This window comes from Glaciecola sp. 33A (assembly GCF_002836745.1).
Classification (GTDB): domain Bacteria; phylum Pseudomonadota; class Gammaproteobacteria; order Enterobacterales; family Alteromonadaceae; genus Glaciecola.
In genome coordinates, this window is record NZ_PJAR01000041.1 from 1 (window position 1) to 21,443 (window position 21,443).

At 41.7% G+C, this 21,443-nt stretch carries 20 protein-coding genes; 10 read left to right on the forward strand and 10 right to left on the reverse strand.

From position 1 onward, the window contains the following. Positions 1 to 345 precede the first annotated feature (345 nt). Together CXF81_RS11565 and CXF81_RS11570 are read left to right on the forward strand one after the other, a co-directional pair. The gene (locus CXF81_RS11565; RefSeq protein WP_101181515.1) at positions 346 to 963 is read left to right on the forward strand and encodes a LysE family translocator; all 618 of its coding nucleotides are present in this window, start codon (positions 346 to 348) and stop codon (positions 961 to 963) included. Between the two features lie 112 nt (positions 964 to 1,075). Further along, positions 1,076 to 1,606, forward strand: coding sequence for a gamma carbonic anhydrase family protein (locus tag CXF81_RS11570; RefSeq protein ID WP_101181516.1), 531 nt, complete (start codon positions 1,076 to 1,078; stop codon positions 1,604 to 1,606). Position 1,607: 1 nt separating this feature from the next. Here CXF81_RS11570 and aroE read toward each other — a convergent pair whose 3' ends face one another. The 8 genes from aroE to CXF81_RS11610 all read right to left on the reverse strand — a co-directional run bounded on the left by aroE (position 1,608) and on the right by CXF81_RS11610 (position 8,670). After that, on the reverse strand, positions 1,608 to 2,450 hold the full coding sequence (gene aroE / locus CXF81_RS11575) for a shikimate dehydrogenase (protein WP_232771897.1): 843 nt from the start codon (positions 2,448 to 2,450) through the stop codon (positions 1,608 to 1,610). A 239-nt stretch (positions 2,451 to 2,689) separates the two neighbouring features. Continuing rightward, complete coding sequence (locus CXF81_RS11580; RefSeq protein WP_101181517.1) at positions 2,690 to 3,406, reverse strand: OmpW family protein; 717 nt, start codon at positions 3,404 to 3,406, stop codon at positions 2,690 to 2,692. Between the two features lie 191 nt (positions 3,407 to 3,597). Continuing rightward, positions 3,598 to 4,512, reverse strand: coding sequence for an oxygen-dependent coproporphyrinogen oxidase (gene hemF / locus CXF81_RS11585; protein WP_101181518.1), 915 nt, complete (start codon positions 4,510 to 4,512; stop codon positions 3,598 to 3,600). A 35-nt stretch (positions 4,513 to 4,547) separates the two neighbouring features. After that, on the reverse strand, positions 4,548 to 5,090 hold the full coding sequence (locus CXF81_RS11590) for a Sua5/YciO/YrdC/YwlC family protein (protein WP_101181519.1): 543 nt from the start codon (positions 5,088 to 5,090) through the stop codon (positions 4,548 to 4,550). Positions 5,091 to 5,132: 42 nt separating this feature from the next. Further along, on the reverse strand, positions 5,133 to 5,756 hold the full coding sequence (locus CXF81_RS11595; protein ID WP_101181520.1) for a type I DNA topoisomerase: 624 nt from the start codon (positions 5,754 to 5,756) through the stop codon (positions 5,133 to 5,135). A gap of 51 nt (positions 5,757 to 5,807) precedes the next feature. After that, positions 5,808 to 6,284 carry a DUF494 family protein gene (locus tag CXF81_RS11600; protein ID WP_101181521.1) on the reverse strand — a complete coding sequence of 159 codons (477 nt, stop codon included), beginning with the start codon at positions 6,282 to 6,284 and terminating at the stop codon, positions 5,808 to 5,810. A gap of 2 nt (positions 6,285 to 6,286) precedes the next feature. Continuing rightward, positions 6,287 to 7,504: a DNA-processing protein DprA gene (gene dprA / locus CXF81_RS11605; protein ID WP_101181522.1), complete on the reverse strand. Its 1,218-nt coding sequence runs from the start codon at positions 7,502 to 7,504 to the stop codon at positions 6,287 to 6,289. Positions 7,505 to 7,596: 92 nt separating this feature from the next. Continuing rightward, positions 7,597 to 8,670 (reverse strand): LysM peptidoglycan-binding domain-containing protein, encoded by a 1,074-nt coding sequence (locus tag CXF81_RS11610; protein WP_232771898.1) that lies wholly within the window; start codon positions 8,668 to 8,670, stop codon positions 7,597 to 7,599. A gap of 244 nt (positions 8,671 to 8,914) precedes the next feature. On the opposite strand from CXF81_RS11610, the gene def reads away from it, so the two are divergent. The 4 genes from def to trkA all read left to right on the forward strand — a co-directional run bounded on the left by def (position 8,915) and on the right by trkA (position 13,263). Continuing rightward, positions 8,915 to 9,424, forward strand: coding sequence for a peptide deformylase (gene def, locus CXF81_RS11615; protein WP_101181524.1), 510 nt, complete (start codon positions 8,915 to 8,917; stop codon positions 9,422 to 9,424). A gap of 19 nt (positions 9,425 to 9,443) precedes the next feature. Beyond that, positions 9,444 to 10,385, forward strand: coding sequence for a methionyl-tRNA formyltransferase (fmt, locus tag CXF81_RS11620; protein WP_101181525.1), 942 nt, complete (start codon positions 9,444 to 9,446; stop codon positions 10,383 to 10,385). Continuing rightward, a complete protein-coding gene (gene rsmB / locus CXF81_RS11625; protein ID WP_232771899.1) occupies positions 10,382 to 11,815 on the forward strand; it encodes a 16S rRNA (cytosine(967)-C(5))-methyltransferase RsmB in 1,434 nt (477 codons plus the stop codon). Before fmt ends, rsmB begins: the two co-directional genes overlap by 4 nt. Positions 11,816 to 11,883: 68 nt before the next feature. Further along, positions 11,884 to 13,263 (forward strand): Trk system potassium transporter TrkA, encoded by a 1,380-nt coding sequence (trkA, locus tag CXF81_RS11630; RefSeq protein WP_101181526.1) that lies wholly within the window; start codon positions 11,884 to 11,886, stop codon positions 13,261 to 13,263. A gap of 14 nt (positions 13,264 to 13,277) precedes the next feature. On the opposite strand, the gene CXF81_RS11635 is transcribed toward trkA, so the two are convergent. Further along, complete coding sequence (locus tag CXF81_RS11635) at positions 13,278 to 14,729, reverse strand: TrkH family potassium uptake protein (protein WP_101181527.1); 1,452 nt, start codon at positions 14,727 to 14,729, stop codon at positions 13,278 to 13,280. Positions 14,730 to 15,395: 666 nt separating this feature from the next. Between CXF81_RS11635 and polA the strand changes: the two genes are divergently transcribed. After that, positions 15,396 to 18,194 (forward strand): DNA polymerase I, encoded by a 2,799-nt coding sequence (gene polA / locus CXF81_RS11640; RefSeq protein ID WP_101181528.1) that lies wholly within the window; start codon positions 15,396 to 15,398, stop codon positions 18,192 to 18,194. 240 nt (positions 18,195 to 18,434) lie between these two features. On the opposite strand, the gene yihA is transcribed toward polA, so the two are convergent. Beyond that, positions 18,435 to 19,064 carry a ribosome biogenesis GTP-binding protein YihA/YsxC gene (yihA, locus tag CXF81_RS11645; protein ID WP_101181529.1) on the reverse strand — a complete coding sequence of 210 codons (630 nt, stop codon included), beginning with the start codon at positions 19,062 to 19,064 and terminating at the stop codon, positions 18,435 to 18,437. Positions 19,065 to 19,288: 224 nt separating this feature from the next. Here yihA and CXF81_RS11650 point away from each other — a divergent pair, with 224 nt between their 5' ends. The 3 genes from CXF81_RS11650 to CXF81_RS11660 all read left to right on the forward strand — a co-directional run bounded on the left by CXF81_RS11650 (position 19,289) and on the right by CXF81_RS11660 (position 21,440). After that, entirely contained in the window at positions 19,289 to 19,912 is a 624-nt protein-coding gene (locus tag CXF81_RS11650; protein ID WP_101181530.1) for a cytochrome c, read from the forward strand. Between the two features lie 584 nt (positions 19,913 to 20,496). Next, entirely contained in the window at positions 20,497 to 20,988 is a 492-nt protein-coding gene (gene yihI, locus CXF81_RS11655; protein ID WP_101181531.1) for a Der GTPase-activating protein YihI, read from the forward strand. Between the two features lie 8 nt (positions 20,989 to 20,996). Next, positions 20,997 to 21,440, forward strand: a complete 444-nt coding sequence (locus CXF81_RS11660; RefSeq protein WP_101181532.1) for a DUF2489 domain-containing protein — start codon at positions 20,997 to 20,999, stop codon at positions 21,438 to 21,440. Positions 21,441 to 21,443: the final 3 nt, after the last annotated feature.

The following is a 21,443-nucleotide window of genomic DNA, read 5'->3' on the forward strand; positions in this document are numbered from 1 at the left end:
GAATTTGTTTTTAACCGAAACCGCCGATAAAACCAATTCAAATCCTGCTAAAACTTCCTGTTCAAGTAAGTTACCAAACGACTGCTTGGCTGCTTCCCTTGACCAGAGCGCGCATTCTACAGATTAAAACCACTTGTTCAACCCCGTTTTACAAATAAATGTCATTTTTGTGATCGTTTGCTGATAATTAGTACGAAAGGCTTAAAAAAGCACCTTTCAATCAAAATTAATGGTTATATTGCCTAATTTACTTTGGCTATTGTGAGGTAAATTAATGTAAGGCTGCCTTTATTGATTGATAATAGAGGTACAATAAAACATTCAAATACCTATAAATGATTACTTATGCCTGACATTACCGTTCTTGCCGTTTTTATCCCGACCTGGTTTTTTATTTCTATTACTCCGGGTATGTGCATGACACTTGCGATGACTCTCGGTATGAGCGTCGGCGTAACTAGAACGATGTGGATGATGCTAGGTGAAGTCGTCGGTGTGGCAACTGTGGCGATATTGGCGGTGGTTGGTGTTGCTAGTCTAATGCTCAACTATCCATTGTTATTCATTTGGTTCAAATGGATTGGAGGAGCTTATTTGGTTTTCCTTGGCGTAAAGATGTGGCTAGCCGATGTTGATGTGTCACAGTACGCAATCATCAATAGCCAATTGTCATCCATTAACCTAGTGTCCCAAGGTTATATTACGGCTGTGGCGAATCCTAAAGGCTGGGCGTTTATGGTTTCTATATTGCCGCCTTTTATTGCTGTTGAAAAACCCATTGCACTGCAGTTTTCAGTTCTACTGGGCATTATTATGCTGAGTGAATTGATTTGCATGCTTATATACGCAAATGGTGGTAAAGGATTAAAACGATTGTTGAGTCGCGGTAACAATGTGGTGTGGCTAAATAGGATCGCCGGTAGTCTATTAGCAGGCGTTGGAATATGGCTTGCTTTGTCATAAGTATTTATCACAAGCCAAATGAGGTATATGAATACGTCTATGTAAATAGGCTCACTTATTAATAATAAATGCCTTAGTATATAAGGCATCAGACTGACAAAAAAGGCTCACCATGACAATTCGTAGCTATCGTAATATCACCCCAACTTTCGATAATTCGGTTTATATAGACGACAGCGCAGTTCTAGTTGGCGACATCGTATTAGGAGAACAAAGCAGTATTTGGCCACTAGTTGCTGCAAGAGGTGACGTCAATGTTATCCGAATTGGACAACGTACTAATGTGCAAGACGGTTCAGTACTGCATGTGACACGCAGGACCAAACAAAATCCCACGGGGTTTCCGCTGATCATTGGAGATGATGTCACTGTTGGACATAAATGCATGCTGCATGGTTGCGAACTAGGCAATCGTATTCTCGTTGGCATGGGGGCAATCATCATGGACGGTGCCATAGTGCAAGACGATGTATTTATAGGAGCAGGTTCATTAGTTGCTCCTAATAAAATACTAGAAAGCGGGTATTTATATGTTGGTAACCCTGCACTAAAAAAACGTCCATTAAAAGACAGTGAAATGGCATTTCTTAAACAAAGCGCGGTTAACTACGTTGAATTAAGTCGCGAATATCTCGGGCAATAATTTACGCATTAACTAGTTGTTGTCGCAGATACTGCAGCACCGGCTCAACATCTGGTCGCATACCAAACCATAAATAGAAACTCTCTGCGGCTTGGCCCACTAGCATCCCTAGACCATCGCTAACTTTGGTGCAGCCAAATGATTTTGCCTTTTTAATAAAGCAAGTATCTGTGTTCCGATAGACCATGTCGTAAACTGCTGGTTTGTTATTGAAGATTGCATCAGATATAGCAGGTACTTTGTCACTTAAGCTAAGTGATGTCGCATTGATAATGACATCAATACTTAACTGTTCGCAGTCATTTCCGCTAACCGCACTCACTCTGTTGTCATCCGCAATACTGACTAAGCGCTTTGCATTTACTTCACTTCGATTTGTAATGTATATGTGCGCCGGCTTTGCTGCTAATAACGCTTCAATCGCGCCTCGCGCCGCACCACCAGCGCCAATCAATAATACCTGCTTGCCTTGTAATGAGATGTCATTACGCAGCAAATCTGAGACTAGACCTCGGCCATCGGTCGTTTCTGCTCGAAAACCCTGTGCTTGCCTAATAATGGTATTGGCCGCATTTGCTTGAGCCACCCCGGTTGACCTTTCCGTCGCCCAGTTCGCTGCATCTTCTTTAAACGGCATTGTAATATTAGCGCCGATGGCGTCAGGATCATCAAAGAAGGCGCTTAACTGCTCAATAAAAGTAGATGGTTTACCCAGAATGCGTGCATAACTTATTGTCATATTGAATTGATCAGCAAACATCTGATGAATGTCTGGCGATTTGCTGTGCGCAATTGGACTACCAAATACCGCCAGCTTTTTTATCGACGTAAAATTGTCTGTCACAGGTTTCTTAACTTTCAAGTAATAATGATCAAAGGATACATGAAAGCTGATTTCAATAAACCCTAACTCACTGTTTATTTACGTCATCAATATACACATTTTTAGCTAACTTTAATGGCACAAAAAAGCCTCAATGAATTCATTAAGGCTTTGCACGTTTACTGCCACTGTGGATCAATAAATGGTTTCGCTATGCCAGCTAAATTATTGACTCATATGCCAGTTAGTCACCGCTGCTATTAAAAAGTATAACCTAAAGAAACCGTCATAACAGTTGGGTCTATTTCAATATCATTTACCTTACCACTGGCACTACCTACTTTAAAGTTGGCTTCCGTATCAATATCAATCCAGCGAACTGACGCATTAATGTGCCATTTTTCATTAATTTTATAGTCTGCACCCGCCTGAGCGGTTAAGCCGAAAGAATTATCCAATTCCAAGTCGGTTAAACCTGCCTGTTTATTTGCGCCGGTAAATTCTTCGTCAAAGAAAATAGTATAGTTAAGACCTGCTCCTACATAAGGCTGGAAAGCAGAAGAGGCATCCATAAAGTAATAGTTAGCGGTTACTGACGGTGGCAAATGAGTAACTTCACCTAGTCTGTTACCCGTGCCTAGTGCGTCAGATACACTAAAATTAACATCATGTGTAAAAGGCGTTGCCGCTAATACTTCAATGTTAATATTGTCAGTAACGAAATAGGCGATATTCAAACCCAATTGAGTGTCACTACCAACAGTTAAACTTACCCCTAAATCAGCACCACCAGCGAAAATATTTGAAGCATCATCATTAGGAGATACATTGGTAAAACCAGCACGGACAAGCAAATCACCTTTTTCGTAAGCCATTGCGTTACCAGCGAAGACCAAACTAGCGAAGACGATGCCCGATAGTGCGACACCTTGAAGAAGTGGAGCTGTTACTAGCGTTTTTGTGACTGTATTTTTCATGTGTATTCTCGTTTGAGTTGTCAAAAGTTGAAGAAACTATTTAGGCAAGCGCCTTAGTGACGACTAGTTTAATCCGAGAAAAATTAAAAAGGTTGATCTGGATTAAGTTTATGAAAAAACAGCGGTATGGCAGTCTTTCACTTGATCCAGGTCAACATAAGTAGGTGCAAATAGTGGGTCTACGTCAGTGCTTATTCGTTCAAGTAGTCTCTTGCGGTCAGAAAAGCTTGAATTTTGCCTTCTGGGGAATCGGTTGATGGCTGATAATTATATTCCCAACGAGCTAAAGGTGGCATCGACATAAGAATAGATTCGGTTCTACCGCCGGTTTGCAAACCAAACAGAGTACCGCGGTCGTAAACTAAGTTAAATTCAACATAGCGGCCACGACGGTAAAGCTGAAAATCGCGTTGTTTTTGTGTGAACGAGGTGTTTTTTCGATTTTCAAGAATAGGCACATACGCATCCAGAAAGCCGTTGCCGACGCCTTGCGTGAAAGCAAAGCTAGTATCAAATCCTTGTTTATTAAGATCATCAAAAAATAAACCACCGACACCTCTGGTTTCGTTACGATGTTTTAAATAGAAGTAGTCATCACACCACTTTTTGTAAGTCGCATAAACATCATCACCATAGGGATCACAAATTGCTTTTGCCACTTTGTGCCAATGCAAACAATCTTCTTTAAACGCATATGAAGGCGTTAAATCAAAACCGCCACCAAACCACCAAATGGGCTCAACGCCGTCTTTTTCAGCAACAAAGAACCGGACGTTTGCATGGGCAGTGGGTGCATAAGGATTATGCGGATGAATGACCAGTGAAACGCCCATTGCTTGGAAACGACGCCCCGCTAACTCAGGCCGCGATGCAGTAGCTGATGCAGGCATTTTATCGCCAAACACGTGGGAAAAATTAACCCCTCCCTGCTCAATAGCACCGCCATTGGTTAAGACTCTGGAGCGACCTCCACCACCTTCTTCTCGCACCCATTCATCTTGGTGAAATGAGCCTTTACCATCCGCCAGTTCTAAGGTTTGACAAATCTCATCTTGGAGCTTGAGTAAAAACGCTTTAACTTCATCAATTTGTTGCTGAGTTACCATAAGGACAAAATCATTCTTGGGTTAATTATAATCCTCTATGCTCGCAAGGTTTCGAGGTTGAGTCCATTAATAATAGTACTAGGCGTTTGTTGTTCACCTAAACTACCTTCAATAATGAGCAAATTAGTACCAAAATAGGAGCGTACTTCATCGCTAGAGCGTGCGGGTTCCATGCTTGCCGGGTTTGCACTTGTTGATATCATCGGACTACCAACTAATTGACACATTTTTTGCACCAATGGATGATTACTTACTCGCACAGCAACGAGGTCTGAGTCGCCACTTACCCAGGCGGGCGTGAGATCACTTTTAGGCAGTAACCAAGTAAACGGACCGGGCCATGAATCGAAGGCTTTTTGTTGATGCTCAACGGGCAACCTATCAATGTGTACAAACGGTCTCAACTGCTCAAATGTTGCAGCGATTAAAATAACGCCTTTTTCAACAGGACGAGACTTTAAACGCAGAATTTCCATCATGGCAGTTTCAGAGAGTGGGTCGCAACCAAGACCAAAAACAGCTTCAGTCGGATAAGCAAAACACTGATGATGATGAAAAGCATGCTCAAATGATTGCATCAGATAACCCCAAAAATTAGAAACATAATTTAATACCAATTATTACAGTGTTTGTTTTTGCTGACAGTTCACTTGTGGGCACATTAACCCTTTTTCAGAATCGTTTTTATCCACCAGCACCATCACTTTCCAACCACAACTTTCACAAGCGGTATCGACAGGTACGGAATTTAGCATATATTTGCATTTTGGGTAGTCATCGCAAGCGTAAAAATATTTACCAAATTTATTTTGACGTTTTACTAGTATGCCATGCTGGCATTTCGGGCAAACTAAAGCCGTGTTCGATTTTGCATGACTATGCTTATTTATATTATCGTTGTTACTTTTTACCACACCATCTTTAGTTACCATGTCTCTAGTTGCGATAAAGTGGCAATCAGGAAAACCTGTACAGCCGATAAACATGCCATATCGACCTTTTTTGACTGCTAAGGTCTCAGCACACTCAGGACAAATAGTCCCGTCCATGACTTTGAGGATAGTGACATCATTTTTAAGTAATTGCTGTGTATGCTTGCATGTAGGATAGTTTTGACAAGCTAGGAAAGACGATTTATTTGCGTGTTTTAGAACAAGTTGCCCTTCGCAATCAGGGCACTTGCCATAAGCTTCATCAAGGGCGTGTTGATTGGCGGAGAATAATGAATGATCAATTTTTGCCATTATTTTTTTGCGCTACTTTTACTGCTAATTTTGCCGTTGTTTTTACCCTTACTAATGCAGATGGCCTTCTTGAACTTCAAACAAAAGGTCCTCCATTTGCTCGTAAGCCCACTCTTTACCAGGCACATTAAATAGCACCATAAGTATTACCCACTTCAAATCTTCTAAGCAAAACTCGGCAGACTCAATTTCCATTGTGCGGTCGATGACCATTTCTCTTGTACTAACATCAAGAACTTTGACTTGCTCTAGGAAAATTAAGAAGCCTCGACATTGCACATCGAGGCGCATTTGCTCTTCAGTTGTATATACTCTTGTGCTGTTTGGTATCGTCACTCTTGATAAATAAGGTGTGGCGTCCGTTTCTTGTAGTGCTGCTAACTTTTCAACCCAAGCCAGGGCTTTAAATATTTCGTCGTGATGAAAACCCGCTCGAATTAACTCGTCGGTTAATTCATCGTGGTCGACTCTAAACTCGCTCTCATTGTGTACTACGTTTTCGAATAAGTACATGAGGATGTCAAACATATTTAGTCCCTCAATTTAAGGTAACCTTCAGACGTAGAGGTTATAAACCCGCGTAACTCATATTCCAACAACTGCACAAATAATGCCGATATCGACTGGCCGGTACGCTTAGCTATAACGTCTATTGAAGTAACATCAAAGTCGACGGCTTGCAGTAATAAAGACGAATTTTTCGTTTCATCCTGCTGCGTATGGTTATTTGCGCCATCTTTATGAGATATAGGCTCTACACTATCTAACAATCTGATGGTTGCCAAGTTTTGTTTTGGTTTTTTTTCAGCCTGCTGTTTTTGTGTAGTTTTTAGGGATGTCATCGGCAGTTCATCGAAGATATCTTGAGCACATTCGCATAGCTTTGCCCCTTGCTTAATTAACCAATGACAACCTTCGGCTTGCTTATTGTTTATGTTACTTGGCATGGCAAAGACTTCTCGTCCTTGTTCAATCGCGTATTTTGCCGTTATTAATGACCCGCTTTTAATTCTGGCTTCAGTTACCAGCGTGCCTAAACTGAGCCCACTAATAATACGATTTCGCCGTGGGAAGAGTTTTGGTGACGGCATCACGCTAGGCGGAAACTCACTTACTAACAATCCGTTTTGGCGAATTTGTGCGCTTAGTGTTGCGTGTCTTTTGGGATAGATAACATCAATACCATTGCCAAGTACAGCGATGGTTCTGCCGCTTAACATTGCAGTGTTATGTAAACATTGACTAAAATTTAATGCTGCAGTGTGGCTTTGCGCATCAATACCGAGGGCTAAGCCACTGGTAATAACTAAATCAGACTGAGTTAGCACCTCTGTAACGAGTGTATTGGTATTTGCCAAGCTATTGTATGTTGGGGCACGACTGCCAACCACGGCTAATTGTGGTTTTGACAGCAGCTCATAATTACCAGCTGCAAAAAGTAACAACGGAGCTTGCGCTATTTGCTTGAGTTGATCAGGATATTCTTTGCACTGATAAGAAATAATGGTTCGATTATTATCACCTGACAACCAATCAATACATTTTTGAGTGAACGGATGCGGCGCAACTAAACAAGCTATTTGCTCAGTATGCCAGCCGATCGATTGCAATCTCGACGTGTCTACTTGTGCCAACTCAGACAAAGTAACACTGCATATACTCGCTGTTTTTAAAAGGGTTTTAATACCGATGTTTGGCAGCGTAGTTAACGCCAACCAATAGCGTATGTCTTGTTCTAAAATGATCATGTAAACCGTCCTTGGTTATTAATCTAGTGGGTAAAACAAAACAAGTAGCCTAAGCTACCTGTTCCGACTGTTTCATATGCTGGGAGAGTTGACTAAGGTTGCCCTAAATACTCCCCACCCTTCATGTGTTTATCAGCTCGTGTTATCCAAGCATAACTGGCATTATCGAAAGTTTTGAATATAATCAACTCACCAATTTTAAAGGCGGGCTGTTCTACTCGTTCGCTCGCACTGAACAACGTTTTAACTGGACTTTGACTTACTTCATATGATGGATTTTCATTGTCCAAAATTGCAGGACCTCGCGCGTAAATACCCATTACTGTTCCAGGCTCAACTTCTGCTGCACCTAATGAAATAACCACAACATCGCGTTTGCCTATGAGTGAACGGTCTTCAATGTTTGCAATAATACGACCCATTTGAGTCGTTGAGGCTTGCAACACTAAATCATGATTATCGGCACTTTCAACCGGCCTTAGCTTATCACCAGGGCGAGCTTCACGATTGCTTTTAACGACTCTAACAATTTGCTGCTTACCGGAACTAGAGTTCATTAGCTGTACTTCACCAACATTCTTCACCTGATAACCAATGACCTTGCCTTCATCATCTTTTAACAGTTTACCTTTGCGGATGATCGTATAATGGGTATCTGCATTTAGCGGCTTATGACTCAACACGAAGTCTTTCTTAACAAATGTAGTCGACCCTTCGCTGTCACCTAATAGTCTTGGCAACGCATCGTATTCTTCGGGACCAATGATACTGTCATTCTTAAAATAGGGACCAAGCACTTTCCAAGGCAACACCCCAATAGCTGATGGCTTTGTATTAGTCACTGACTCAGGCGTTAATAAAATCGACGTTTTGTCTCGGACAATTTCCATTACCGGTTGACCGTCAACATAACGCAAACGTAAAACATTACCCGGATAGATTAAATGCGGATTTTCAATTTGCGTATTATTGCGCCACAGTTCTGGCCATAACCAAGGCTGGTCTAAAAATAAGTTAGATATATCCCACAATGTATCGCCCTTCTTAACGACATAAGTTTGTGGGGCGTCGGTTTTTATATTTATAATATCTGCTAGCGCTGATTTGACACTGATAATAAATACCCCAACAACAATAAGGCATAGCATCGATAATTTTTTGATCATAGTCATTCTTATACTACTCTTCGTGTACTCGTGAGTCGCCTGTACTTCAGGCTAGAATTGTCACAGACAGTTATAATTTATGTCCATTTAATTAGTTATCGGTTTATTTTTCAAAAAATTAACCCCATATCTTGTCCACAGACTGTGGCTTATGCGTTAGAATAGACATTATGTGTAAGGTTTACATAACTATTCTGCATGAATAGTATATTTTTTAATACTGACTAGATGAGTGGTTTTAGCAATGGCAGTAAGAACTGTATTAACCTTTCCAGACGAGAGACTGCGCACTGTAGCAACGTCTGTAGAGGAAGTTAACGACGAAATTCGGACTCTTGTGGACGACATGTTCGATACCATGAAAGACGAAAAAGGTATCGGTTTGGCGGCGTCACAAATTGACGTGCATATACGTGTTGTAGTGATGGATGTTTCTGAAGAACAAAATGAACCGCGTGTTTTTATCAACCCAGAAATCACAAAAGCGGAAGGTTCTACGATTAGTGAAGAAGGTTGTTTATCGGTTCCCAACAACTACGCAGAGATAGATAGAGCTGCAAGAGTCACGGTAAAAGCATTAGATCGAGATGGCGAACCCTTTGAGCTCGAAGCTGAAGGCTTGCTCGCCATTTGTATTCAGCACGAACTTGATCATTTAAAAGGCAAACTGCTGGTTGATTATTTATCGCCCTTGAAACGAAACCGTATCAAAAAGAAACTTGAAAAAGAAGCTAAACTAGCGGCGAAAGACTAGCATTAAGGACATTAATATATTGGCTAATTCATTACGTATTATCTTTGCTGGCACACCTGAATTTGCAGCTAAACACTTAGCCGCACTATACGCTAGTGAACATAATATTATCGCCGTCTATACGCAGCCGGATCGCCATGCAGGCAGAGGCAAAAAACTCATGCCCAGCGCGGTAAAGTTGCTGGCACTCGATCACGGGACACCTATTTATCAGCCTGCGTCACTAAAAAATGAAGAGGCTCAGCAAGCACTTGCTAGCCTGAACGCCGATATTATGATTGTTGTTGCCTACGGTCTTATACTACCCAAACCGGTGCTTGATGCGCCAAAACTGGGTTGTTTAAATGTACATGGTTCATTATTACCCAAATGGCGTGGCGCTGCACCAATTCAGAGGGCCATATGGGCAGGCGATAAATTTACCGGCATCAGTGTTATGCAAATGGATGAAGGCTTAGATACTGGCGCTGTATTACTTGAAAAAAGTATGGCTATTATCGGCGCGGCTACAAGTGCTAGTTTGTATGACGATTTAGCGGAACTAGGCCCTCAAATATTACTAGAAACGCTTGAGAATCTGGATAACCTAACGCCTACTGTGCAAAATAACGATGAAGCAACGTACGCCCACAAATTATCAAAAGAAGAAGCGCGTATTGACTGGACACTGGATGCTCAACAATTGGCTAGAAATGTGCGTGCATTTAATCCATGGCCTTTTGTTTGGTTTATCCACAATGAAGAATCAATCAAGGTATGGCAAGTTGAAGTTGTTGAGTCTTTTGGCGAATTGACCGAGGGAACCATTGCGAATGTCGACAAAAACGGTATCGAGGTTGCTACGGGTGAACACAACTTACTATTGTCAATTATTCAAATACCGGGTAAAAAAGCGCAAACGGTTGCTGACATCATCAATGGTAAACCGGATCTATTTGTTGTTGGTCAGCGTTTATTATGAAGTCATCGCACAACAACAAAAGCACGTCGAAATCAGGCTATAAGAGTAAAGGTACAAGCGCTTATCATTTAAGCCACCGCCCACATTTGCGCGCTGATGCGGCTTGGGTGCTATTCCAAATATTAGAACATGGCAAGTCATCCAGAGAAGTGATGCCCAAAGTGTTTGATCGCCACGAAGGTAAAGACAACGCATGGTTACAAGAAATGGTATTTGGTTGTTTACGTGAATTGCCAAAATTACAATATTGGCTGCGTCAGTTACTGAGTAAACCATTAAAAGGCGAACAAAAGATAGTTGAGCATTTAATCATGTTAGGTTTTTATCAATTGGTTTTTACTCGCACTTCAGAGCACGCTGCTGTATCTGAAACGGTTGAAGCTTGCGCTGCAATAGGACAGCATCGTTTGAAAGGCCTGGTGAATGCAAATTTACGTAGCTTTCAGCGCGAGGCCTTGGCCGAGCAAGAAATTGATGTTCCGCATATTCAAGTTGGCCTACCTAAATGGCTACATAAACAATTACTGCAGCATTATCCACAACAAGTGCGAGAGATTGCAGAGCAAATTAATGCTCGTCCACCACTCTGGCTGCGCGTTAATACCTTAAAAGCGAGTCGCTTAAATTATAGCGCTCAGCTAGATGCACAAGGTATTGAGTTTGAAGAGGTAGAAACGGAAGCGATACCACTTCGTTTCTTAACTGTAAAAACACAGAGTGCGATCCGACTTAGCAAGCGTACCGATGTTACGACCCTGCCTGGCTTTGCAGAAGGTTTATTCTCAGTTCAAGATCTTGCTGCGCAACTTGCCGCTCAATTGCTAGATGTGCAACCGGGTGACGATGTATTGGATTGTTGTGCTGCACCAGGTGGAAAGACGGCTCACATATTAGAGAGCCAACCTCAGCTCGGCAGTTTAGATGCCATTGATAACGACGGACAACGCCTTGAACGTATTGAAGAAAATATGCTGCGCTTGGGCCATGATGTTAAATTTGGCGACAAACTCAACCTGTATGTGGTCGATGCTGCAAGTGAGGAAGTCATATCCCGTGTTTTGAAAGACAAACATTATGATCGTATTTTACTCGATGCCCCCTGTTCTGCCACCGGCGTTATTCGTCGCCACCCCGATATTCGTTGGTTAAGAAAAGCCTCGGATATTGACAATACAGTGGCCTTGCAAAAACGTATTTTGGCGCAAATTTGGCAGCGGCTAAAACCCGGTGGTGTTCTACTATACGGCACGTGTTCCATATTAAAACAAGAAAACGAGTGTCAAATTACTGAGTTTTTAACAATACAATCAGATGCAACGTTGTTGCCAATACATGAACACGATACTGCCCAATGCCCGGGTCTGCAAATATTGCCCGGTCAAGCACAAATGGATGGTTTCTACTATGCAAGGCTGCTAAAGTCTTGCTGAATTAAACGCGGGATCATGGGAACTTAAGGTCGATATGTTCAAGTCACTCAGGGTTAGGAAGTAACGCAATGAAAATCATCATCATCGGCGCAGGTCAAGTTGGTGGCACACTAGCTGAAAATTTGGTTAGCGAAAAGAACGAAATTACCGTTATCGATCGAAATATGGACACATTGCGAAACCTGCAAGATAGACTCGATTTGCAAGTCGTGTGTGGCATGGGATCACATCCAGATGTGCTCAAAAAAGCCGGTGCTGCAGATGCAGACATGTTGATTGCAGTAACTAACAGCGATGAAAGTAACATGATGGCTTGCCAAGTGGCGTTTAGTCTATTTAAAACCCCAACCAAAATCGCCAGAATTCGCTCAGAACAATACATAATTTATCAAGAACAGCTATTCAAAAACCAAGACATTCCAATCGACCACCTGATTGCACCGGAGCAACTAGTTACTCAAGCGATAAAACGACTTATTGACTACCCCGGGGCTTTGCAGGTGGTTGAATTTGCTGAAGGCAAAGCTAGCTTAGTTGCCGTGAAGGCATATTACGGTGGCTTACTCGTTGGGCATGCACTTTCGGCACTAAAAGAACACATGCCGAATGTGGATACACGAGTGGCAGCGATTTATCGTCGCGGTAAACCTATTCGTCCATTGGGCTCAACGGTTATTGAGGCCGACGATGAGGTGTTTTTCATCGCAGACACCAAGCATATTCGCGCGGTAATGAGCGAACTTCAAAAGTTAGAATCTAGCTACAAACGCATTATGATAGCGGGCGGCGGACTCATTGGCGCTGGCTTAGCTAAGCGACTTGAAAACAAACATAACGTTAAACTAATTGAATTCAATGCAGATCGAGCCAAAGAACTCTCCACGATGCTAAACAAAACAATTGTGTTTCATGGTGACGCCTCTGACGCTAGCTTATTGAGCGAAGAAAACGTAGAGCAGGTTGACGCTTTTATTGCCGTCACCAATGACGATGAGGCTAACATTATGTCCGCCATGCTTGCGAAGCGCATGGGCGCAGCAAAAGCGATGGTACTAATACAGCGCAGCGCCTATGTTGACTTGGTTCAAGGCGGCGAAATTGATATTGCATTTTCACCTCAACAAGCCACTATTTCAGCACTACTAACCCACATTCGTCGCGGTGATATTGTAAACGTGTATTCGCTACGACGCGGGGCAGCTGAAGCAATTGAAGCAATTGCACATGGTGATGAAAGTACGTCTAAGGTTGTTGGTAAACAAATTCAGAATATTAAGCTTCCTCCAGGCACAACCATTGGTGCGATTGTGCGCAAAGATGAGGTCATCATTGCGCATAGTGACACCGTTATCGAAGCAAATGATCATGTTATTCTGTTTTTAGTCGACAAAAAGTTTATTTGGGATGTAGAAAAACTGTTCCAACCGAGTGCACTTTTCTTTGGTTAAAAAGCGCAAGTGAGTTAACTGCGCCAGAATGTTGGAGAGAATAACACCAACAGCGAGAATATTTCTAGTCGCCCGAATAACATAGCAACCACCAATAGCCACTTTCCTGAGTCAGTTACATCGGCATAGGTATCCGTTACTGCACCTAGTCCAGGACCTAAGTTATTGAGCGTTGCGGCTGTTGCAGTAAATGCGGTAATGTCATCCATTCCGGTGGCAATTAACCCCACCATGATGACCACAAAGACAACGGCATAAGCAGAAAAGAAACCCCACACAGCTTCAACCACTCGCTCTGGCATCGCTCTGTCACCTAATTTAACCGCATACACTGCTTTCGGGTGTATAAGTCGGTCAACCTCGCGTTTTCCTTGTAAAAACAATAAGAAGACACGAATAACTTTCAGGCCACCGCCCGTGGAACCTGCGCAACCGCCAATGAAGCTCGAGAATATCAAGACAATAGGAAGAAATGCTGGCCAAGCAGAAAAGTCGGTAGTAGTGAAACCGGCTGTCGTACTAATTGAGACAGCCTGCAGCAGCGCTTGATCAAGCGCCATTTCAGCCGTTTCATAGACCGAATGATAAACTAACGCTAAAAAACATAATGTCACTAAACTCAGCTGAATAGTGAAGAAGGCTTTGCACTCAGGATCTTTGAAGTAATTTCGAATATTTCGACCTGAAACAGCGGCATAATGAAGCGAAAAATTGAGCGCAGCTATCCAAAGGAAAATAACACATACAACATTAACCGCTGCGCTATTGAAATAACCTAAGCTTTCGTCGTAGGTTGAAAACCCGCCTATTGCTATGGTTGAGAACGCATGGCAAACAGCATCGAACGCGCTCATTCCTGCCAACCAGTAAGCCCCAGAACAAGCAATGGTAAGCGACAAGTAAATGTACCATAAATGCTTTGCAGTGTCGGCAATACGCGGTGTCATTTTTGAATCTTTTACCGGACCAGGTGTTTCTGCACGATATAACTGCATGCCACCAACGCCTAGAATTGGCAAAATCGCAACTGCCAATACAATAATACCCATACCGCCTAACCATTGCAGCTGCTGTCGATAAAATTGTACCGCTTTAGGCAAATATTCAATGCCTTCTATTACTGTTGCACCTGTGGTGGTTAGTCCTGAAAATGCTTCGAACATTGCGTCCGTAATTGTCATTTGAGGTTGTTCTAATAAAGCGAATGGTAATGCACCAAATGACGCCAGTACAGTCCAAAACAAAACCACAATTAAAAAACCTTCTTTTGCTCTTAGATCTGCTCGAGACCGGCGGTTTGGATACCAGATAGCAATACCAGTGAGAATAGAAAGCACAAAGGCAAGTACAAAAGCTAAGCCGCTGCCGTCTCCATAGATAAGAGAAATAAACGCAGGTGGGATCATCGTTACGCTGAAAAGAGTAACAAGCAGTCCTAAAATACGAATGATGGCGCGGTATTGCATTTACACTATGCCTTTATTGTTATTACTAGCTTATTACAAGGCCACACTTGGACAACTTGATTAGGATAAGTCATTTCAAGGCAGTTTAGTGTCTTATAATGTTGTGTTTATAGCTGCACCAATGGAAAAGAGTATTAGCTGCTTAAATCACTATATATGCGCGCAATCAGCGCACTGCGTAACCGATGTTAAATTGAATCGGACTGAGATCCAATTTATTTCTCTAAAATCTGAATAATTGCTAAGCGTGGATCACAATAATTCAAATTTGAATAACCTAAAAACCGTTTTTTTACTAACTTGTTGTTCCCATTGAACAAATAAAATAGTTGAAAATAAAACTTGGAAATACGCCAATTTATGCTAAATTTTAGCTGTTGCTTCATCCATACTTTCTTCGAATCTCCGAGTTGTCCATAAGCAAAAGTAACGAGCAAAAGCAAGAACCAAAGAATAATAAAAAATAAAAGGATTCAGTTTTCCTCAGTCATTATTGTAGTAATACCCCATTCGGAATGCGTTTTTTTTAAAATTAAAACGTAGACGCAACGCTGTTCACCACATTTTAGCCACAGACTTATCCACAGGCTTTAAAAAAGCATTTGGTGGCTACACGTCAATAAATATGGCATTCTTCACTCCATAAAGCATTTACATGAGCAAATGATGGAAAAACAATCAACAAGCCCGTTAGTCCTAGTCGACGGTTCATCTTATTTATTTAGAGCCTTTCACGGGTTACCACCACTCACTAATTCGAAAGGTCAAGATACGGGCGCCATTTATGGTGTAGTAAATATGCTGCGTAGCTTGATGGCTACTTATGAACCCAGTCATGTTGCCGTTATTTTTGACGCCAAAGGCAAGACATTTCGAGACGACATCTATAAAGAATATAAAGCAAACCGTCCACCGATGCCTGACGAGTTGCGTTCGCAAATTAAACCGTTGCACAACATTATTAAAGCGATGGGCTTCCCTATTATCGTTGAAGATGGTGTCGAAGCCGACGACGTTATTGGCACTCTGGCTCGTCAAGCTTCTGCGCAAGGTATCGATTGCGTTATTAGCACCGGCGACAAAGACATGGCGCAACTTGTTGACAAGCATGTCACGCTCATCAACACCATGACAAATACAACAATGGATATAGATGGTGTTGTAGAAAAGTTTGGTGTGCCAGCAGAACTGATTATTGATTACCTTGCAATGAAAGGCGACAAGGTAGACAACATTCCGGGTATTCCCGGTGTTGGCGACAAAAGCGCAGTCGCCATGCTTAACGGTATTGGTGGGGTAAGAGATATTTACGCAAACCTAGACAAGATTGCAGCCTTGGAATTTCGTGGCGCTAAAACAATGGGCGCTAAAATAGCTCAGTATGAAGAACAAGCCATGCTGTCTTACCAATTGGCCACAATAGAGTGTGGTTTACAATTGGACTATCAGCCAACGACGTTGAACATGGGTGAAATGGATAAACCTGAACTACGCATACTTTTTGCTGAGTATGAATTTAAACGCTGGCTAGTGGAAGTCAGTGATGGTGTTGAAGACAATGCCAGTCCAGTGAGTAGGCCACTATCCACGGACGGTGAGGCACCTGCAGATGACAACGCACAGAATGAACATGCTTCTTTACAAGAAATCGATAAATCTAAGTATGAAATAGTGCTAACCCAGCAACAACTTGATGGGTGGATTACTAAAATTAAGGCCGCAACTTACTACGCCCTAGATACAGAAACCACCAGTGTAGACTACATGCAGGCTGAGTTAGTTGGATTGTCGTTTGCTACTGGCGAAAACGAAGCATGCTACATACCAGTTGCACATGATTATCCAAGTGCACCAGAACAGCTGGAGCGTGATGACGTGCTGGCTCAACTAAAACCCATTTTAGAAGACCCGTCGACTAAGAAAATTGGGCAGCACATAAAATATGACAAAAATGTGCTCGCCAATTACGGGATTAAACTTCAAGGGATTTTATCCGACACGATGCTCGCGTCATATGTGCTAAACAGCGTTGCAACTCGGCATAATATGGACAGCCTGTCGCTCAAATATCTAGGTCACAATACGATTCATTTTGAAGATATTGCCGGTAAAGGTGCAAAACAAATTACCTTTAACCAAATTGCATTAGAAGAAGCTGCCCCCTATGCAGCCGAAGATGCAGATGTAACATTGCGGCTACACGAAGCACTGCAGTTGTTGCTCAAGGATAAAGGCGAATTGCTAACTGTGTTAAATGACATTGAAGTGCCACTGTCATCCGTGTTAGCAAAAATGGAACAAAACGGCGTGCTTATTGACAGCCAACTGTTAGGCCAACAAAGCCAGACCCTAGCCGCGCGTATTATGGAGCTTGAAAAAGAAGTTCATGAGTTAGCGGGGGAATCGTTTAATTTAGGTTCTACTAAACAGTTACAACATATTTTGTTCGAAAAAATGAGTTTGCCGGTGGTAAAGAAAACCCCAAAAGGTGCGCCATCTACGTCAGAAGAAGTGCTGCAGGAACTCGCGCTTGAATATGAACTTCCTAAGAAGATTATGCAGTACCGGGGCTTAACCAAACTTAAAAATACCTACACAGACAAACTGCCTAAGATGATCCATCATAGAACGGGCCGTGTGCATACTTCTTATCATCAAGCAGTCACGGCAACCGGCAGGTTGTCCTCTACTGATCCTAATTTACAAAACATTCCGATCAGAACATCAGAAGGCAGACTAGTTCGTCAAGCTTTTATTGCGCGTCCTGGTTATAAAGTGGTCGCGGCCGATTACAGTCAAATTGAATTGCGAATTATGGCCCATTTGAGTAAAGATAAAGGATTGGTAAGCGCGTTTTCATCCGGTAAAGATATTCATAGCGCTACCGCTGCAGAAGTGTTTGATGTGGCGCTGGAAGATGTGTCAGTAAATGAGCGACGCAGCGCCAAAGCAATTAACTTTGGCTTGATTTATGGTATGTCAGCTTTCGGATTATCTAAGCAACTCAATATTGGGCGATATGACGCCCAGCAGTATATGGATTTATATTTTGAACGCTACCCTGGCGTATTAAGCTACATGGAATCAACCAGAGAAGGCGCAAAACAAGCCGGATATGTCAGCACTGTATTTGGTCGTCGATTATACCTACCCGACATTAAAGCAAGTAACGCAATGCGCAGGAAAGGCGCTGAGCGTGCCGCCATTAATGCCCCGATGCAAGGCACTGCTGCTGATATTATTAAGAAAGCAATGATCGATGTTGATGCATGGATTAACGATATTAATGATCAAGCGATTTTAATGATCATGCAAGTGCACGATGAACTGGTTTTCGAAATTAAGGAGGACTATGTTGACGAATATGTGGCGAAAATTAAAGCGTTAATGGAAAACGCAGTACAGCTTGATGTGCCATTGATTGTGGATGTTGGTATTGGCAATAACTGGGATGAAGCCCATTAATATTCAATGGCTGACGAGCGTGTTTACAAGACATAAATGGCTAAATTAACTGCATATTGAGGTCTAAATCACGTTACACAAAAGATAAAATAACAATACATTCTGGGTTTTTTCAAAATAATCTGAACTATTTGGGAAATGACCCGTCTTATATTGTGAATGTGTTGTTCTTCCCAAACAGTTTGCCCCATCGTTTCGATGGGGCTTTTTTTTGCGCTACTACATTATTATGTCGGCTTTTTATAAGGACATGTCGACGTCGTCTTTTATCTGTTTTTCAAGCCCTAACCATTTAAACAAAATTTGTTCTAACTCAGGCACTCCAAGACCATTAAGTGATGAGAAAGAATGCACCGTTACATCACCACAAAATGCCATGGCCGCTTCGCGAACCATTAACGTTTGTGCTTTACGCTTGCCGGACTTCAATTTATCGGCTTTGGTCAACAAAATCAGCACGGGCAAGTTTACCTCAACAGCCCAATGAATTAAGTTCTGATCGAGGTCTTTTAGCGGATGACGAATATCCATCAGCACCACTAGACCTTTTAGGCACTTACGCTGTTGTAAATACTCTCCTAACGATTTTTGCCACTTTAATTTCATTTCCAGTGGCACTTTCGCATAACCGTAACCAGGCAAATCAACCAAACGCCGTTCGTCATCAAGCTCGAACATATTAATTAATTGCGTTCTGCCAGGCGTTTTACTCGTTCTAGCCAGACCTTTTTGTCTGGTTAATCGGTTAAGTGCACTCGATTTTCCTGCATTAGAGCGGCCAGCAAAGGCAACTTCCATTCCATCAGAATTAGTTAGATGATCGATACTGGGTGCGCTGGTTAGAAAAGTTGCTTTGGTAAAATAAGACATGTTTTCACTTTTAAAGAAAGAATGTTGAACTGGATTTTTTCAAGTTAAGCCGATACTGAGTGTATTGTAACCAAAAATTTGCGGAAATGGTTACCAATCATTTATTTTATCCACACAAAGCGTGTGGAAGAGTTTTTTTCGGCCAATATTTGTGTACAATACCACGTTCTTCAATGAGATTTGAGAAAGATGCTTTGCTAATCACCAGTATAAAGAGATTATGTATGAAAAAACTAGGTTTGCTTGTTTGTTTAATTTTAAGTACGACTTCCGTCGCTTTTGCGAAAGGCGACGCAGAGGCAGGAAAAGCAAAATCACTAACATGTTCAGCTTGTCATGGTGGTGATGGTAATAGTTTAATTCCTATGAACCCGAAGATTGCAGGTCAGCATGAAGGTTATTTGGTTAAGCAATTAACTGAATTTAGACTAGCATCACGCACTGGCGGCAAAGAAGGTCGTAACAATGCTGTAATGAATGGCATGTCAGCTGGATTATCTGACCAAGATATTGCTGATTTGGCCGCATATTTTTCAAGCCAAGACCAAAAAGCAGGCGAAGCACCTGAAGATATTATAGAAGCAGGCCAAGCTTTATATAGAGGCGGTAATGCTGAGAGGGGGATTACATCTTGTATTTCTTGCCATGGACCAAACGGAAAAGGTATGGGTCTAGCAGGATTCCCGGTAATAAGTGGGCAACACGCCGAGTACACCAGTTCACAGTTGAAAATGTTTAGAAATGGCACAAGGGCAAACAGTCACAACGGTATGATGGCAGATATTGCTGCAAAATTGACCGATGACGATATTGATGTTTTATCTAAGTATTTGAGCGGATTGTACTAATTTACATAAATTAATTTTTATTTGTAAATAAGTTGTAAATTTTATTTAATAGGGTATTATCAACTCAGCTTTCAGGGGTAACCTGATTCTAGCGGTAGTTATTACTACCAACGGATAATTTTTGTTACTGAAATAATATAATAATAAAGCGTCAGGAAGACCTAGAACAAAGTTCGTTACTATTTCGTCAATAATAATAAAAAGAGAAAAGTAACATTATGAACAACAAAGCACATGATGTGCTATACGGGAGAGGTGTCATTAGACACTGATTAAATTAAGGTGGTAGCTTTGGCTATCACCTTTTTTCTTTCCAGGGTACTACTGCTTGCAATGAGCCAATAGATAAAACTCTCCTTCACAAATAAATTATGTCATCTAATCAACAATCTACATATATAGACCGAGCATTTCTAAATAAATTCCTTGCACAAAAAAAGAATTATCAATTACCCTTATCAATACCCCCCCCGGCTCATGTATAATGTCATCAATGAATGAAACATAATCGCTATGCGGTCTCGATAAAAACGCTTTAAAACGCTATTGTAAGAGAGTAACGGCATCGCAAGGAAGAGGCAAAAATGGCTAGCAAGAAAACTAGAAAAGGCGGGCAAATAGGTACGCCGAAATCCACTATTCCGATTGTACGCACACCGTCAGATCGCACACGAAAGAAAACTGGAAACAAAGCAGGTACTAGAAATAGTGTTATAGAAGCTGCTGAAAGCGCAAGACAAAACCAGAGAAAGGACCCTCGCTTTGGTAGTAAAATTCCGGTAGATTTATTACGCCACAAGAAAATTAGCAGTCAGACTGTTGAGAAAAAGATTACATATAGGACGCCAAAGCACGAATTGGAAGCTATTGAGGCTGATGAAAAATTACAAAAGCTATTGGATAAGCGAGAAAAAAAGGGCTTAGCTAAGTTAGAGCAAGACTATGTAAACACAAATTTGGCTCGTCACTTAGTACTTTGTGAAATGCTAGGAATTGACACTGCAGAAGAAAATGAAGACGAAGGTGATCCTCTTGCTGGGTTAGACGCAATTAGTATAGACGACTTCAAAGATTAAGCAGAGAAATGACACAAATAATACTTAGTGGTTTGGGGGCGATATTGGTTATCGGTCTCATTATATATACCGGTAGATTGCTTTTTTTACTAAAGCAACAAAAAGCACGCCAACAAAGCGCGATAGACAAACGCGTTGATTCGATGGTGCAAAGCATCCAAACGATTGCGTTTGCTATGCAGCAGCAGCAGTGTAATTATTCGGAAGGAGCAATTAGAATATGCAGTTTGCTAAAAGCGCTGCCTATAGAAAACATTCCTGATTACTCACTATCGTTTCCTAAGCTGCACGCCTTATTTGACACAGTTAAAGATTACCCAAGTCATGAAGAGCGCGGTGCTTTGAGTAAACAAGAAAGACGTCAACAAGACAAACAGCGAGAGCAGTTTGAAAGTGAAGCTGAAAGTGGAATTCAGGAAGAAATTGTTAGGTTAAGAAGTTTTAGTTGCTAATAC

Bases quoted from the DNA above. Each gene is read 5' to 3' on its own strand.
- CXF81_RS11565 (WP_101181515.1), top strand. From the start codon at position 346: ATGCCTGACATTACCGTTCTTGCCGTTTTTATCCCGACCTGGTTTTTT.
- CXF81_RS11570 (WP_101181516.1), top strand. From the start codon at position 1,076: ATGACAATTCGTAGCTATCGTAATATCACCCCAACTTTCGATAATTCG.
- CXF81_RS11580 (WP_101181517.1), bottom strand. From the start codon at position 3,406: ATGAAAAATACAGTCACAAAAACGCTAGTAACAGCTCCACTTCTTCAA.
- hemF (WP_101181518.1), bottom strand. From the start codon at position 4,512: ATGGTAACTCAGCAACAAATTGATGAAGTTAAAGCGTTTTTACTCAAG.
- CXF81_RS11590 (WP_101181519.1), bottom strand. From the start codon at position 5,090: ATGCAATCATTTGAGCATGCTTTTCATCATCATCAGTGTTTTGCTTAT.
- CXF81_RS11595 (WP_101181520.1), bottom strand. From the start codon at position 5,756: ATGGCAAAAATTGATCATTCATTATTCTCCGCCAATCAACACGCCCTT.
- CXF81_RS11600 (WP_101181521.1), bottom strand. From the start codon at position 6,284: ATGTTTGACATCCTCATGTACTTATTCGAAAACGTAGTACACAATGAG.
- dprA (WP_101181522.1), bottom strand. From the start codon at position 7,504: ATGATCATTTTAGAACAAGACATACGCTATTGGTTGGCGTTAACTACG.
- CXF81_RS11610 (WP_232771898.1), bottom strand. From the start codon at position 8,670: ATGATCAAAAAATTATCGATGCTATGCCTTATTGTTGTTGGGGTATTT.
- def (WP_101181524.1), top strand. From the start codon at position 8,915: ATGGCAGTAAGAACTGTATTAACCTTTCCAGACGAGAGACTGCGCACT.
- rsmB (WP_232771899.1), top strand. From the start codon at position 10,382: ATGAAGTCATCGCACAACAACAAAAGCACGTCGAAATCAGGCTATAAG.
- trkA (WP_101181526.1), top strand. From the start codon at position 11,884: ATGAAAATCATCATCATCGGCGCAGGTCAAGTTGGTGGCACACTAGCT.
- CXF81_RS11635 (WP_101181527.1), bottom strand. From the start codon at position 14,729: ATGCAATACCGCGCCATCATTCGTATTTTAGGACTGCTTGTTACTCTT.
- polA (WP_101181528.1), top strand. From the start codon at position 15,396: ATGGAAAAACAATCAACAAGCCCGTTAGTCCTAGTCGACGGTTCATCT.
- yihA (WP_101181529.1), bottom strand. From the start codon at position 19,064: ATGTCTTATTTTACCAAAGCAACTTTTCTAACCAGCGCACCCAGTATC.
- CXF81_RS11650 (WP_101181530.1), top strand. From the start codon at position 19,289: ATGAAAAAACTAGGTTTGCTTGTTTGTTTAATTTTAAGTACGACTTCC.
- yihI (WP_101181531.1), top strand. From the start codon at position 20,497: ATGGCTAGCAAGAAAACTAGAAAAGGCGGGCAAATAGGTACGCCGAAA.
- CXF81_RS11660 (WP_101181532.1), top strand. From the start codon at position 20,997: ATGACACAAATAATACTTAGTGGTTTGGGGGCGATATTGGTTATCGGT.